The 13,878-nt window shown below is 71.0% G+C and carries 13 protein-coding genes; 3 read left to right on the top strand and 10 right to left on the bottom strand.

Going from position 1 to position 13,878, the window contains the following annotated elements; translation table 11 throughout:
- Positions 1-56: 56 nt before the first annotated feature.
- The 6 genes from QO015_RS13140 to rsmI all read right to left on the bottom strand — a co-directional run bounded on the left by QO015_RS13140 (position 57) and on the right by rsmI (position 6,755).
- The gene (locus QO015_RS13140; protein WP_266278885.1) at positions 57-1,910 is read right to left on the bottom strand and encodes an ATP-binding protein; all 1,854 of its coding nucleotides are present in this window, start codon (positions 1,908-1,910) and stop codon (positions 57-59) included.
- 97 nt (positions 1,911-2,007) lie between these two features.
- Positions 2,008-3,540, bottom strand: a complete 1,533-nt coding sequence (locus QO015_RS13135) for a YifB family Mg chelatase-like AAA ATPase (RefSeq protein ID WP_266278887.1) — start codon at positions 3,538-3,540, stop codon at positions 2,008-2,010.
- A 98-nt stretch (positions 3,541-3,638) separates the two neighbouring features.
- Entirely contained in the window at positions 3,639-4,448 is an 810-nt protein-coding gene (locus QO015_RS13130; protein ID WP_266278888.1) for a GNAT family N-acetyltransferase, read from the bottom strand.
- 2 nt (positions 4,449-4,450) lie between these two features.
- A complete protein-coding gene (gene gshB / locus QO015_RS13125) occupies positions 4,451-5,392 on the bottom strand; it encodes a glutathione synthase (RefSeq protein WP_266278889.1) in 942 nt (313 codons plus the stop codon).
- 87 nt (positions 5,393-5,479) lie between these two features.
- The gene (locus QO015_RS13120; protein ID WP_266278890.1) at positions 5,480-5,854 is read right to left on the bottom strand and encodes a YraN family protein; all 375 of its coding nucleotides are present in this window, start codon (positions 5,852-5,854) and stop codon (positions 5,480-5,482) included.
- Positions 5,838-6,755: a 16S rRNA (cytidine(1402)-2'-O)-methyltransferase gene (gene rsmI, locus QO015_RS13115; protein ID WP_266278891.1), complete on the bottom strand. Its 918-nt coding sequence runs from the start codon at positions 6,753-6,755 to the stop codon at positions 5,838-5,840. The genes QO015_RS13120 and rsmI overlap by 17 nt, the downstream gene beginning before the upstream one ends.
- Positions 6,756-6,874: 119 nt before the next feature.
- Between rsmI and QO015_RS13110 the strand changes: the two genes are divergently transcribed.
- The gene (locus QO015_RS13110; protein ID WP_266278893.1) at positions 6,875-8,068 is read left to right on the top strand and encodes a penicillin-binding protein activator; all 1,194 of its coding nucleotides are present in this window, start codon (positions 6,875-6,877) and stop codon (positions 8,066-8,068) included.
- A 3-nt stretch (positions 8,069-8,071) separates the two neighbouring features.
- Here QO015_RS13110 and hemW read toward each other — a convergent pair whose 3' ends face one another.
- Genes hemW through rph form a run of 3 tightly spaced genes read right to left on the bottom strand, consistent with a single transcriptional unit; the run spans position 8,072 to position 10,628 of the window.
- Positions 8,072-9,265, bottom strand: a complete 1,194-nt coding sequence (gene hemW, locus QO015_RS13105) for a radical SAM family heme chaperone HemW (protein ID WP_266278895.1) — start codon at positions 9,263-9,265, stop codon at positions 8,072-8,074.
- Positions 9,266-9,270: 5 nt separating this feature from the next.
- Positions 9,271-9,915, bottom strand: coding sequence for an RdgB/HAM1 family non-canonical purine NTP pyrophosphatase (gene rdgB / locus QO015_RS13100; RefSeq protein ID WP_266278896.1), 645 nt, complete (start codon positions 9,913-9,915; stop codon positions 9,271-9,273).
- Positions 9,912-10,628: a ribonuclease PH gene (gene rph, locus QO015_RS13095; RefSeq protein WP_266278898.1), complete on the bottom strand. Its 717-nt coding sequence runs from the start codon at positions 10,626-10,628 to the stop codon at positions 9,912-9,914. The genes rdgB and rph overlap by 4 nt, the downstream gene beginning before the upstream one ends.
- 124 nt (positions 10,629-10,752) lie before the next feature.
- Between rph and hrcA the strand changes: the two genes are divergently transcribed.
- Positions 10,753-11,859 carry a heat-inducible transcriptional repressor HrcA gene (gene hrcA, locus QO015_RS13090; protein ID WP_266278900.1) on the top strand — a complete coding sequence of 369 codons (1,107 nt, stop codon included), beginning with the start codon at positions 10,753-10,755 and terminating at the stop codon, positions 11,857-11,859.
- Between the two features lie 103 nt (positions 11,860-11,962).
- Complete coding sequence (locus tag QO015_RS13085) at positions 11,963-12,934, top strand: complex I NDUFA9 subunit family protein (protein WP_266278902.1); 972 nt, start codon at positions 11,963-11,965, stop codon at positions 12,932-12,934.
- Between the two features lie 61 nt (positions 12,935-12,995).
- Here the strand turns inward: QO015_RS13085 and QO015_RS13080 are convergent, their stop codons facing one another.
- Positions 12,996-13,802: an undecaprenyl-diphosphate phosphatase gene (locus QO015_RS13080; protein ID WP_266278904.1), complete on the bottom strand. Its 807-nt coding sequence runs from the start codon at positions 13,800-13,802 to the stop codon at positions 12,996-12,998.
- Positions 13,803-13,878 lie beyond the last annotated feature (76 nt).

Here is a 13,878-nt window from a genome sequence, read left to right as displayed (position 1 = left end):
GCTCCCAGGCCGCCGTCTCGAATCGAGGCGGGTATCGGTGCATCAGATCACGGCATTCATGCAGTTTGGTGACGGCCGTCCGCCGTCTTGCTTCGCCGGTTCAGCGCCTCCTCGAAGGCGCGGCAGAGCCGCTCGGCCGAGACCGGCTTTTCGAGGAAGAGGTCCGCGCCGGCCGCCAGAGCCGCCTGGCGCGCGGCCGGGTCGACGCTGCCCGACGTCGCGATCAGCGCCGGCCGCCGCGCACCCGGAAGGGCCGCCAGATCGCGGATGAGGGCGAGGGCGTCGCCGTCGGCGAGCCTCAGATCGATCAGCGCCGCGTCGGGCGGCGTCTCCATCCGCTGCCGCGCGGCGGCCTGGCTGCGCGCCTCGTCGACCTCGTGCCCCAGCCGCTCCAGAACGGCGCGGGCGAGAAGAGCCGAGACGGGATCGTCCTCGACGACCAGAACCGTCGCCGGGCGGGTGCCGCGCCGCGGCGGCGGCAGCCGCTCCTCGGAGGAAGCCGGATCGGCGACGAAGCGGTCCGGCCGGCGGATCGCCGCTCCGATCACCGCGACGAGCGAGCGGCGCCGCACCGGACGGATCAGATAGGCATCGAAGCCGTCCGCCTTCAGCGTCTCGGCGGCGCGGCGCTCGCGCGAATCGACGAGGATGGCGACGGCGATCGCGCGCCCGCTGGCCTCCCTCAGCCGGCGCAGCGCGGCGCGGGCATCGCTCGCGATGCGGCCGTCGGCGAGGACCACGCGATAGGGCTGGCCGGCTGCCGCGGCGGCGCCGAGAAGGCCCGCCGCTTCCGCGAGGCTGCCGGCGAGCCGCGCCTCGGCGCCGGCCTCCTCGAGCGCCGCGACCAGCGCCTCGGCCTCGAGCCCGGCCGGAGCGGCGACGAGCACGGCGACGCCCTCGAGCGGGCGCGCGGCGCGCGGCGCGGGACCGATCGGTGACAGAGGCAGCGTGAAATGGAAGACCGTGCCGCCGCCGACCCGCGGCTCCGCGGCGATCGCGCCGCCCATGCGACCGACGATCTGTTGCGAGATGGCGAGCCCCAGGCCGAGGCCCGACCCTCCGGCACCGGCGCGCTCGAAGCTCGAGAAGATGCGCTCGCGATCGGCCTCGGCGATGCCGCGGCCGCTGTCATGCACCGCGAAGGAGAGGGCGAGGCCGCCCTCGCGGCCGTCGTCGACCGGATCGACGGCCAGGAGCACCGAGCCCTGCTCGGTGGCCTCGATCGCATTGGCGACGAGATTGATGAGCACCTGGCGAAGCCGGCCGGAGTCGGTGACGACGGGCGGCAGCCCGGCAGCGACCCGCGTTCCGATGCCGACGCCGCGCTCATGCGCGATCGGCGCCAACAGTTCCGCGACGCTTTCGGCGAGCGTCTCCACGTCGAGCGGCCCCGGCGACAGCGAGAACTGGCCCGTCGCGATGCGCGAGGCGTCGAGGAGGTCGTCGACAAGTCGCGCCAGCGCCCCGGCCGACTGGTTGAGCGCAGCGAGATAAGCCGATTGTTCCTCGGTGAGCGGCGTCGCCGCGAGCAGATCGGTCAGCGCCAGCATGCCGTGCAGTGGCGCGCGCATCTCGTGGCTGACGGTCGCGATCGGCACCACCGCATCCGCCGTCCTGCGGCTCTCGATGTCGCTCAGCTCCCAGGAATGGTCCTGCAAGGCCTCGATCCTCGCCACGAGGGCAGCGGCCTTCGCCCGTTCGTGGCGAAGCCGCAGCGCGAGGCCGAGGCTGCTGCCGATGGCGAGAAAGAGGCCGGCGAGGGCGAAATCGAGCTTGCCGCTCGGCGGGTCGGCGAGGCCCGAGACGAGCGCGGCCATGGCCGGCAGACCGGCGCCGAGCGCCAGCATCGCGGCGGCGATGCGGGGCGGCGCGATCGGATCGCGGCGCGTCTCGCGGGTTTCGGGTGGCATTCCTGTCAGGCTCGGCCGCGGCATGCGGCGACGCCACCCTAGCGAGGCTTGATTGCGAAACCCTTGCCGCAGTGCTGGCGGCTTCGGCGATGGCGGCTCATGCCGCGGCGGCGAGGCGGTCGCCGATGGCGCGATAGCTGAGCGCCTCGGCGAGATGGGTGCGGCCGACGGTGTCGGCGCCGTCGAGATCGGCGATCGTCCGCGCCACCTTGAGCACGCGGTGATAGCCGCGAGCAGAGAGCTTCATCGCCGAGGCCGCCTCGGCCAGCAGCGCCCGCCCGGCGGTGTCGGATGCCGCGAGGCCTTCCATGATCGAGACAGGGCAGCGGGCATTGGTGCCGATCTCGGCCTGGCCGAGCGCCTCGAAGCGCGCCGCCTGCAGCGCGCGCGCGGCGCCGACCCGCGCCGCGACGGCGGCGCTCGCCTCGCCGCGGCCGGGGGCGATCAGATCGGCCGCTGTCACCGACGGAACCTCGATCCGCAGATCGATGCGGTCGAGGAAGGGGCCGGACAGGCGCGCCTGGTAATCCGAAACGCATCGCGGCCCGCGCGCGCAGCTATGCCCGGGTTCGCCGGCCATGCCGCAGCGGCAGGGATTCATCGCGGCCACGAGCTGGAAGCGGGCGGGATAGCTGACGCGATGATTGGCGCGGGCGATCACCGCCTCGCCCGACTCCAGCGGCTGGCGCAGCGAATCGAGCACTTGCGGCTGGAATTCGGGCAGCTCGTCGAGGAAGAGGACGCCGTGATGGGCGAGCGACACCTCGCCGGGCTTCACCCGGAGGCCGCCGCCGACCAGCGCCGCCATGGAGGCGGAATGATGCGGCGCGCGGAAGGGCCGCCGGTCGGTCAGCCTGCCGCCAGAGAGTTCGCCGCCGAGCGAGGTGATCATCGATACTTCGAGCAGTTCGCGCGGCGTCAGCGGCGGAAGAATCGAGGGCAGCCGGCTCGCCAGCATCGACTTGCCGGCGCCGGGCGGGCCGACGAGCAGGATGTTGTGGCCACCGGCCGCCGCGATCTCCAGCGCGCGCTTGGCGAGCTCCTGGCCGCGGATATCGGCGAGATCGGCGAGTTGCGGCGCGTCGCGCATCAGCGCCGGCTCCGGCCGCGTCAGCACCTGCGTGCCCTTGAAATGATTGGCGAGCGCGATGAGGCTGAGCGGCGCCAGGATGTCGAGATCGCGGCTCGCCCAAGCCGCTTCCGGCCCGGTCGCAGAGGGGCAGATCAGGCCGCGCCCCAGCGCATTGGCGCCGATCGCCGCCGGCAGCACGCCCGCGACGGGCGCGATCGTTCCGTCGAGCGCCAGTTCGCCGAGCGCGACATAGGAGGCCAGCCGGTCGCCCGGCAGCGCGCCGATCGCCGCCATCAGCGCCATGGCGATGGGGAGGTCATAGTGGCTGCCCTCCTTCGGAAGGTCGGCCGGGGCGAGGTTGACGATGACCCGCTTCGGCGGCAAAGCGAGCCCCGAGGCGTGCAGCGCCGAGCGGACGCGCTCGCGGCTTTCGGCGACGGTCTTGTCCGGCAGGCCGACCACGATGAAGGCAGGAAGCCCGGGCACGATCTGGACCTGGACGTCGACCGGTACGGCCTCGACGCCCTGGAACGATACCGTCGTGACATGCGAGACCATCGGAACCCCCTTCCGCCTGTCGGAAGACTAGGGGAAGGCGAGGCTGCGCGCAAGAACAGGAAGTGAACAAAAATCGCGCCTGGGTTGCGGCGCCAGGCTCATGCGTCGGGCTGCCATTCGTAGATCGGCAGCCGGCAGCAGTCGCGGAAGCCGAGCCGGCGATAGAGGGCTGCGCCCGCCTCGGACGCGCCGAGCACGGCGGTCGCGATGCCGAGCCTCGCGGCCTCGCCCAGCGCTGCGTTTGTCACGGCGGCGCCGAGCCCGCGGCGCCGAGCCTCCTCGGCCGTGAAGACGAAATAGAGGCCGGCCACGCCGGCGGCGAGGAAGAGCGTCGCCGTCGCGGCCGGGCGGCCGTCGAGCCGTGCGATGAAATGGCGCCAGTCGCTGCCCGGCCCATAGCCGAGCCGTCGCCAGCAGGCGCCGACCCACTCGGCCTCGCGCGCTCCCTCGCCGAAGCCGCGGGCGAGGGTGTCGATCCATCGGGCGATCCCGGCCTCGTCGCGGACCTCCTCGACGGAAACGCCGGGCGGCGGTTCGGTTGGCGACAGCGCCGGAAGATCGGCGGCCATGCCATGTTCAGCGAAACCGGCCGAAAAGCCCGCCGCTTCCAGGCGCGCGCCGAGATCGGGCGGCCGGCTCGACGGGCCGAGATGCCAGCTCCCCGGAACGCCGCGACGGCGCATGATGGAAAGCGATCGCGCGATGGCGCCGTCGGCCTCCTCCGCGGTGAGCCGGGCTCCGAAGGCGGCGTTGTGATAGTCGATCGGCGAGCCGCCGATGGTCCAGGAAAGGTCCGGGCCGAGCCGCTCCTCGCCGCCGCCGGCTCGGCCGAGCGCGAGCAGGAAGGCGTGGAGATTGGCCTCGACGAGCGCGCCGAGCCGGGTGTCGTCGGTTTCTGGCCGCTCCACGCTCACCGCTTCGCTTCGATGGCGTCCCAGACCAGCGCCGCGATGTCGGCGCCGCCGAAGCGCTTCACCTCGCGGATGCCGGTGGGCGAGGTGACGTTGATCTCGGTGAGATAGTCGCCGATCACGTCGATGCCGACGAAGATGAAGCCGCGCCGCTTCAGTTCCGGGCCGATCGCCTCGCAGATCTCGCGGTCGCGACGCGTCAGTTCGATCGGCTCCGGACGGCCTCCGACATGCATGTTGGAGCGCGCCTCGCCGTCGGCCGGCACGCGGTTGATGGCGCCCGCCGCGACGCCGTCGACGAGGATGATCCGCTTGTCGCCGGCCCTGACCGCCGGCAGATAGCGCTGCACGACATAGGGCTGCGCCGGGAAGGCGGTGGAGAAGATCTCGAGCAGCGAGGCGAGGTTCTGGTCGCCTTCCGAGATACGAAAGACGCCGGCGCCGCCATTGCCGTAGAGCGGCTTCACGATGATGTCGCCATGCGCGTTGCGGAAATCGCGGATCTCCTCTGCATCCCGCGAGAGCAACGTCGGCGGCATCAGGTCCGGATATTCGGTGACGAAGATCTTCTCCGGCGCGTTGCGCACCTCGGCCGGGTCGTTGACGACGAGCGTCTTCGGATGGATCCGCTCGAGGAGATGCGTGGTCGTGATGTAGCCCATGTCGAAGGGCGGATCCTGGCGCAGCAGCACCACGTCGAAGGTGGAGAGATCCGCCCGCTCGGTCTCGCCGAGCGTGAAATGGTCGCCGGGCGTGTCGCGCACCGTGACAGTCTCGAGCCGCGCCTCGACGCGGCCGTTGTTCAGCGACAGGCGGTCGGGCGTGTAATGGAAGAGGCGGTGGCCGCGGCGCTGCGCCTCAAGCATCAGGGCGAAGGTCGAGTCGCCGCGGATGCTGATGCGGGCGATATGATCCATCTGGACGGCGACGGAAAGCGACATGGCGATCTCGGATCATGCGGGGCTGGATGGGCCTTGCTTATCGCGCGGCAGGGGGCGTCATGGCAATCGGCGTCATTGCAATCGCCCTCACCGGTCGATGGCGAAGGCGTCCGGCAGATGGCGCGGAAGACGGCCGGGAACCATCAGGACGAGATCGAAGCGCAGCGTCAGCGCCAGCACCTCGGGATGACGGGCGAGATAGGATTCGGCGGCCCGGACGATGCGGCGGCGCGCCTGCGGCGTCACCGCATAGGCGGCGCTCGCCGCGTCGGCGCGGCTCTTGACCTCGACGAAGGCGAGAACGCTTCCGCGCCGCATGACGAGGTCGATCTCCCCGACCGGGCTCCGGTAGCGGCGCGCCACCACGCGGTAGCCCTTGAGGCCGAGCCAGAGCGCGGCGAGCGTCTCGGCGAGGCGGCCGCGCTGCTCGGCGGCGCGGCGGCTGTCAGTCGGCGCCGCCATGCTCGTCCCCCGCCTTCAGCGCCAGCGCCCGCTGGTAGAGGTCGCGGCGCGGCAGGCCGGTCGCCGCCGCCGCGCGCTGCGCCGCCTCCTTGACCGGGAGTTCGGCGAGGAGGCTCTCGAGCAGCGCGTCGAGATCGGAGGCGTCGGGCGCGGATTCCTCCGGCGGTCCGACCAGAAGCACGATCTCGCCCTTGGGCGTGGGCTCGGTGGCGAGCTCGGCCGCCAGCGAGCCGAGCGTGCCGCGCCGCACCGTCTCGAACATCTTGGTGAGTTCGCGCGCCAGCACCGCCGGCCGCTCCGCCCCGAGCGTCTCGGAAAGATCGGCCAGCGCATCGGCCGTGCGGTGCGGGGATTCGTAGAAGACGAGCGTTGCCGGGACGCCGGCGAGCGCGGCGATGCGCTTCTTCCGCGCCACCGTCTTCGTCGGCAGGAAGCCGGCGAAGAGGAAGGCGTCGGTCGGCAGGCCGGCGGTGACGAGGCCGGAGAGGATCGCCGAGGCGCCGGGGATCGGCACGACCTTGTGGCCCGCCTCCGCGACCGCGCCGACGAGGCGGAATCCGGGATCGGAGACCAGCGGCGTGCCGGCGTCCGAGACGAGCGCGACGCTCTTTCCCTCGCCGAGCACCGCCAGGAGGCGCGGCCGCTGCTCCTCGGCATTGTGCTCGTGATAGGCGAGGAGCGAGGTGGCGATGCCATAGTGATTGAGCAGGACGCGGGTCACCCGCGTATCCTCGCAGGCGACGAGATCGGCGCCCGCGAGCACCTGCAGCGCGCGCAGCGTCACGTCGCGGAGATTGCCGATCGGGGTCGAGACGATGTAGAGCCCCGTTTCGAGCGGCGGCGCTTCGAAACCGTGGCCCTCGATCGCATATCGCCGCTTCGGAGTGTCGCTGCCGCTCATCGGTGACGGTTCGGAAACGGCGTTGCGAAATCATCCATGGGCGGTATGGGCTCCCTGCCTCGCGCGGCGGGGCCGCGATCCGCTATCAATAGCGGCAGGACGGGGCCGGGAGAAGGCGCATGCGATCGGGCTGCTTCGCAGGGGTGATCGGGAGACTGGGCGTCGCGGCGCTGGCGCTCGGCATGCTGGCCGCATGCGCGCCGACGGTCGAGCGGTCCGGTCCCGCCGCGCCCACGCCGGCGCAGCCGGCGATGGGCGAGCGCATCGGGAACGGATCGGTCAAGGTGGCGCTTCTCCTGCCGCGCTCGGCGCCCGGCAATGCCGGCATCGTTGCCGCGAGCCTGCGCAACGCCGCCGAGATGGCGGTGCAAGAGACGCCCGGCGCCGACATCACCATCATCGTCGAGGACGACAAGGGCACGCGCGAAGGCGCCCGAGCGGCGGCGGTCGCAGCGCTCGATGCCGGTGCCGAACTCATCATCGGGCCGCTGCTCGCGCCGGCCGTGCGCGGTGTCGCCGAGGTGACGCGGCCGGCCGGCGTGCCGGTGCTGGCGCTCTCCAGCGATGCCACGGTGGCGGCGCGCGGCGTCTATGTGCTCGGCTTCCTGCCGGAGGGCGATGCCGAGCGCATCGCGAGCTTCGCCGAGGCGCGGGGACGCCGCTCGCTTGCAGCGCTGCTCCCGGAAAGCGGCTATGGCGCGGTGTTCGGCGCGTCCTTGCAGCGGACGGTGTCGGCGGGCGGCGGCTCAGGCCTCGTCACGGTCGCCCGCTATCCCGCCGATGGCGGCGCGATCGCCGCGCGGGTCGCCGGGCTCACGCAGCTTGCGCAGGCGGGGAGCATCGACGCCGTGGCGGCGCCGGCCGCCGACGAGGCCCCGCTCCGGCTGGGCGCGGCGCTCGCAGGCGCCGGGCTCTCCGGCCGCATCCAGCTTCTCGGTTCCGGCCTGTGGGACGATGCGCGCATCCTGTCGGCGCCCGGGCTCCAGGGCGGCTGGTTCCCGGCCCCCGACAAGAGCGGCTTCGCCGGTTTCGCCGCGCGCTACGCCGCCGCCTATGGCACCGCGCCGCCACGCCCGGCCGCGCTCGCCTTCGATGCGACCCGGCTCGCCGCCGGGCTCACGTCCCGCTTCGGAACCCGCCGCTTCGCCTTCGAGACGCTGACCAATGCCAACGGCTTCTCGGGCGTCGACGGCGCGTTCCGCCTGCTGCCGAACGGCCTCAGCCAGCGGAGCCTCGCGATCTACGAGATCAGGGGCGGCAGGGCCGAGATCATCGATCCGGCGCCGAAGCGCTTCCCGCCGCCGCCGCAATAGGTGTCAGGCCGCGAGGTCCGCGACCACCGCGTCGAGAACGAAGGCGCCTTCGCGCGTCGCACGGACGCGGTGCGGTCCGAGACGCTCCACCATGCCATGCGCGATGAGATCGGCAAGGCGGCTCGGATCGAGCGGCCTTCCGGCGATGGCGCGGTAGCGGCGAAGATCGATGCCCTCGACGAGGCGCAGCCCCATCAGCAGCATTTCGTCGGCCGATTCCTCGGGCGTCAGAACGTCGTCGGTATCGACGCCGTCGCCCCAGGATTCGACGCGGGAGAGCCATTTTTCCGGCTCGCGCGCCGTCGCCGTCGCATGGCGGCGGCCGTCGACGATGAGGCGGCCATGCGCGCCGGGGCCGATGCCGGCATATTCGCCATAGCGCCAATAGACGAGATTGTGCCGGCACTCCGCGCCCGGCGCGGCGTGATTGGAAATCTCGTAGGCCGGGCGGCCCGCCTCGTCACAGACCGCCTGCGTCACCGCGAAGAGCTCGGCCGCGACATCCTCGTCGGGAATCTGCAGCTTTCCGGCCTCGTAGAGCTTCTCGAACATCGTGCCCGGCTCGATCGTGAGCTGGTAGAGCGAGAGATGATCGGAGGCGCGGGCGAGCGCGGCGCGGAGCTCGGCTTCCCAGAGCGCCGGCGTCTGGCCCGGCCGGGCATAGATGAGATCGAAGGAAAGGCGCGGGAAGGTGGCGCGGGCGATCTCCACGGCGGCGAGCGCCTCGTCGGCGCTGTGCAGCCGGCCGAGCGCCCTGAGATCCGCATCGTTGAGCGCCTGGACGCCGAGCGAGACGCGATTGACGCCTGCCGCGCGATAGCCGCGGAAACGCTCGGCCTCGACGCTCGACGGATTGGCCTCCATCGTGATCTCGGCATCGGGCGCGAGCGTCCAGACCGACGCGACGGCGTCGAGCACGGTGCCGACGGTCGCGGGATCCATCAGCGACGGCGTGCCGCCGCCGAGAAAGATCGAATCGACACGCCTCGGGCCGATGCGCGCCGCCGTCTGTTTCAGCTCGGCGACGAGCGCCGCCGCGAAGCGCACCTGGTCGACGCCCTCGCGCCGCACATGCGAGTTGAAGTCGCAATAGGGGCATTTCGAGGCGCAGAACGGCCAGTGCACATAGACGCCGAAGCCCGGATCGATCGGCTCGTCCGGGGTATGGTCGCTTGCGGCGTCGGCGGGCGTGACCAAGCGGATCAATCCTGCAGCTCGGCGGCGGCGAACAGGGCGAAGGCGCGGGCGCGGTGCGAGAGCGCATCGGTGCGCCCGGCCGACCAGCCATGCTTCTCGTCTGCGCTCATCTCGCCGAAGGTCCGCTCGTGGCCCTCGGGCAGGAACATCGGATCGTAGCCGAAGCCGATGGTGCCGCGCGGCGGCCAGACCAGCGTTCCCTCGACCTCGCCGCGATAATAGCGACGCTCTCCGCCGGGAAAGGCGAGGCAGAGCACGGCAACGAAGCGGCCGGTGCGCGCCTCGGGCGACACGGCCTTCGCCAGCTGCAGCTTTTCCTCGACATTGCGCATGGCGCGCGAGAAATCCTTGTCGGAGCCGGCCCAGTCGGCCGAGTAGACCCCGGGCTCCCCGTCGAGGGCGTCGACGCAGAGGCCCGAATCGTCCGAAAGCGCAGGATAGCCCGAGGCGGTGGCCGCCGCGACGGCCTTGATGGTCGCGTTTTCCTCGAAGGTGGTGCCGGTTTCCGGCGGCTCGGGCAGGCCGAGTTCGCCCGCCGACACCGTCTTGAGGCCGAACGGCTTCAGGAGATCGGCGAATTCGCGCAGCTTGCCCTTGTTGTGGGTGGCGACCACCAGCGTGTCGCCGGGCGAAAGACGCGGCCCGCTCATACGCCCATCGCCTTCTTCTGAAGGTCGACGAGTTCGCCGATGCCGGTCTTGGCGAGGGCGAGCATCGCGGTCAGTTCCGCCTCGTCGAACGGCTTGCCCTCGGCCGTGCCCTGGATCTCGACGATGCCGCCGGAGCCGGTCATGACGAAATTGGCGTCGGTCTCGGCCTCCGAATCCTCGTCATAGTCGAGATCGAGCACCGCCTTGCCGCGATAAATGCCGACCGAGACGGCCGCGACGTGGTCGCGGATGACCTTGGGGCCGACCATGTCGCGCGTCTTCATCCACTGGATGCATTCCCACAGCGCGATGAAGCCGCCGGTGACGGAGGCCGTGCGCGTGCCGCCGTCGGCCTGCAGCACGTCGCAGTCGATGGTGATCTGCTTCTCGCCGAGATGGACGAGATCGACCACGGCCCGCAGCGAACGGCCGATCAGGCGCTGGATCTCGAGCGTGCGGCCGCCCTGCTTGCCGGTCGTCGCCTCGCGGCGCATCCGGTCGCCGGTCGAGCGCGGCAGCATGCCGTATTCGGCGGTCACCCAGCCCTTGCCGGAGCCGCGCAGCCAGGACGGCGGCTTCTCCTCGAGGCTCGCCGTGCAGAGCACATGCGTGTCGCCGAAGCGCACCAGGCAGGATCCTTCGGCATGCTTGGCGACGCCGCGTTCGAACGAGACCGGTCGCATGGCATCGGCGGCGCGCTTGGAGGGTCGCATGGGCTTTCCTTGCTGTGGCTGGACCAGTGCTTGTAGCCGCCGAGGCGAGCCGACGCAAAGCCCCGCTTGAAGCGGCGCGGAAAATCGACACTTAATCCCTGTCAGCACATTCGACAGACGAGACATGGCAAGGGATCGATCGGAAACTCAGGGAGAGCGCGGGCCGGCCGAAGGCGGCAGCGCGTCGACTCTGGCGCGGCTCGACCGCCGCTCGCGCGAGATCTTCCGCCGCATCGTCGACACCTATCTCGAGACGGGCGAGCCGCTCGGCTCGCGCAACCTCGCGCGCATCCTGCCGATGGCGCTGTCGCCGGCCTCGATCCGCAACGTGATGGCCGATCTCGAATATCTCGGCCTCATCTATTCGCCGCACACCTCGGCCGGCCGCCTTCCGACCGAAAGCGGCCTCAGGCTCTTCGTCGATGCGATGCTGGAGGTCGGCGATCTCACCACCGAGGAGCGGCGCGACATCGAGACCCGCGTCGCCGCCGGCGGCCAGCGGCCGGTCGACGATCTCCTCGCCGATGCGAGCCGCATGCTGTCGGGCCTCTCGCGCGGCGCCGGTGTCGTGCTCGCCTCCAAGTCGGACCAGCGGCTGAAGCAGGTCGAGTTCCTGCGCCTCGAGCCGAACCGCGCGCTCGTCGTGCTGGTCGGCGAGGACGGCTCGGTCGAGAACCGGCTGATCGACATCGAGCCGGGCACCACGCCCTCGACGCTGGTTGAGGCGGCCAACTACATCAATGCCCATCTGCGCGGCCGCAGCCTCTCGGAGGCCCGCAGCGAGCTGCAGCTGCGCCAGGAGAGCATGCGCGCCGAGCTCGACCAGCTGACGGCCCGGCTCGTCGACCAGGGGCTCGCGAGCTGGGCGTCGGTCGGCGGCAACCGGCCGGAAACGCTCATCGTGCGCGGGCAGGCCAATCTGCTCGACGATGTCCGCGCCGCCGAGGATCTCGAGCGCATCCGCCTGCTCTTCGACGATATCGAGACGCAGCGCGAGCTGATCGGCCTTCTCGGCAGCGCCGAGGAAGGCGAGGGCGTGCGCATCTTCATCGGCTCGGAGAACAAGCTGTTCTCGCTGTCCGGCTCCTCGCTCGTCGTCTCGCCCTATCGCGATTCCGAGAGCCGCGTCGTCGGCGTGCTCGGCGTCATCGGGCCGACGCGGCTCAACTATGCCCGCATCGTGCCGATGGTCGACTACACCGCCAAGCTGGTGGGCCGGCTGATCCGCTGAAACGGCCGCGCGGCGCGACCCGATGGCGCCTCGACACTGCCGCTGCCACAGACTATTGGAAGGGTTCGAGACAGTCGGCAGGACAGGGCGGCAGGAGCGGAGCATGACGGCGCAGACGGGCAAGCTGGTCACGATCTTCGGCGGGTCCGGTTTCATCGGACGCCATGCGGTCCGTGCGCTGGCGAAGCGTGGCTGGCGGATCCGCGTCGCGGTGCGGCGGCCCGATCTCGCCGGCCATGTGCAGCCGCTCGGCGCCGTCGGCCAGATCATGCCGGTGCAGGCCAATCTCCGCTATCGCTGGTCGGTCGACCGAGCGGTCGAGGGCGCCGACGCCGTCGTCAATCTCGTCGGCATCCTTTCCGAGAGCGGCCGGCAGAGCTTCAACGCCGTGCAGGCCTTCGGCGCCCGCGCCGTGGCCGAGGCGACCCGCGCCGCCGGCATCGCCAATCTCGTCCAGATGTCGGCGCTCGGCGCCCATCCGGATTCGCAGTCGCTCTATGCGAAGAGCAAGGCCGAGGGCGAGGCAGCGGCGCTGGAGACGGTGCCCGGCGCGGTCGTTCTGCGCCCCTCGATCGTGTTCGGCCCCGAGGACAAGTTCTTCAACCGCTTCGCCGACCTGACGCGCTACCTGCCGGCGCTGCCGCTCATCGGCGGCGGCACGACGAAGTTCCAGCCGGTCTTCGTCGGCGACGTCGCCGAGGTGATCGCCCGCGCGGTCGACGGGACGGTCGAGGGCGGCAGGATCTACGAGCTCGGCGGCCCGGAGGTGAAGACCTTCCGCGAATGCCTGGAGCTGATCCTGTCGGAGATCGGCCGCAGCCGGCCGCTGGTGTCGCTGCCCTGGGGCATCGCCCGCGCTCAGGCCTCCCTCATGGAGTGGCTGCCCAATCCGATGATGACGCGCGACCAGCTGAAGCTGCTCGAGACCGACAATGTCGTCTCGGAGAAGGCGGTCGCCGAAGGCCGCACGCTGCAGGGGCTCGGCATCCAGCCGACCAGCCTCGAGGCGGTGCTGCCGTCCTATCTCGTGCGCTTCAAGCCGCACGGCCAGTTCGACCACAAGCGCACCGCCTGATCGCGGCGCCGGTCGACCGGTCTGGACGGGGCCCTCGCGGGCCCCGTTTTCGTTTCGGGGCTCAGCCGAAGGTCAGCACGGCGGCGAGCGCGATGGCGCCGACGACGATGCGCCAATAGGCAAAAGGCGCGAAGCCGCGCTGGCTCACGAAGTCGAGCAGGTGGCGGACCACGAAGACGCCCGCGACGAAGGCCGCGACGAAGCCGATGCCGATATTGATCAGCGCCGCGTCGGTGAGCGCGCCGTGGTTCTTGTAGAGATCATAGGCGAAGGCGCCGACCATGGTCGGCATCGCGAGGAAGAACGAGAACTCGGCCGCCGAGCGCTTGTCGCTGCCGAAGGCCATGGCGGCGACGACGGTGGCGCCCGAGCGCGAGACGCCGGGGATCATCGCGAGGCACTGCACGATGCCGATGGCGAGATACATCGGCAGCGGGAAGTCCATCGCGTCGTGATAGCGCGGGCGCAGGTCGAGCCGGTCGACGACGAGAAGCACGAAGCCGCCGAGAATGAGCGTGATCGAGATCAGCATCGGGCTCTCGAACAGCACCCGCTTGATGAAATCATGGGCGATGACGCCGACCACGACGGCCGGCAGGAAGGCGACGAGCACGCCGATCACGAAGCGGCGGGTGCGCGGGTCGTGCGGCAGGTCCTTCAGGATCTTCAGGATGCGCGCGGCATAGACGGTGAGGATCGCGAGGATGGCACCGAGCTGGATGAGCACCTCGAACGCCCGGCCCGGGCTGTCGAAGCCGAGAAAATGGCCCGCGAGCAGCAGATGGCCGGTGGAGGATACCGGGATGAACTCGGTCAGGCCCTCGATCAGGCCGAGAATGAGCGCATCCAGCATGCTTTTGGGATCCATGGATCACCCTTGATTCGGGATGAGGGGGACGCAGCGCGAATCGGCTTGATCGCGGTGACGATGGCAGCCTATATGC

It is taken from the genome of Kaistia geumhonensis (genome assembly GCF_030815145.1).
Taxonomy (GTDB): Bacteria; Pseudomonadota; Alphaproteobacteria; order Rhizobiales; family Kaistiaceae; genus Kaistia; species Kaistia geumhonensis.
The sequence above is the reverse complement of the archived record's forward strand: the minus strand, read 5'-3'. Positions and strand labels throughout refer to the sequence as shown.

Coding starts and splice junctions, on each gene's coding strand:
- QO015_RS13080 (WP_266278904.1), bottom strand. CDS start 13,802: ATGGATCCCAAAAGCATGCTGGATGCGCTCATTCTCGGCCTGATCGAG.
- rsmI (WP_266278891.1), bottom strand. CDS start 6,755: ATGAGCGGCAGCGACACTCCGAAGCGGCGATATGCGATCGAGGGCCAC.
- QO015_RS13135 (WP_266278887.1), bottom strand. CDS start 3,540: ATGGTCTCGCATGTCACGACGGTATCGTTCCAGGGCGTCGAGGCCGTA.
- hrcA (WP_266278900.1), top strand. CDS start 10,753: ATGGCAAGGGATCGATCGGAAACTCAGGGAGAGCGCGGGCCGGCCGAA.
- gshB (WP_266278889.1), bottom strand. CDS start 5,392: ATGTCGCTTTCCGTCGCCGTCCAGATGGATCATATCGCCCGCATCAGC.
- QO015_RS13110 (WP_266278893.1), top strand. CDS start 6,875: ATGCGATCGGGCTGCTTCGCAGGGGTGATCGGGAGACTGGGCGTCGCG.
- QO015_RS13120 (WP_266278890.1), bottom strand. CDS start 5,854: ATGGCGGCGCCGACTGACAGCCGCCGCGCCGCCGAGCAGCGCGGCCGC.
- QO015_RS13085 (WP_266278902.1), top strand. CDS start 11,963: ATGACGGCGCAGACGGGCAAGCTGGTCACGATCTTCGGCGGGTCCGGT.
- rph (WP_266278898.1), bottom strand. CDS start 10,628: ATGCGACCCTCCAAGCGCGCCGCCGATGCCATGCGACCGGTCTCGTTC.
- rdgB (WP_266278896.1), bottom strand. CDS start 9,915: ATGAGCGGGCCGCGTCTTTCGCCCGGCGACACGCTGGTGGTCGCCACC.
- QO015_RS13140 (WP_266278885.1), bottom strand. CDS start 1,910: ATGCCACCCGAAACCCGCGAGACGCGCCGCGATCCGATCGCGCCGCCC.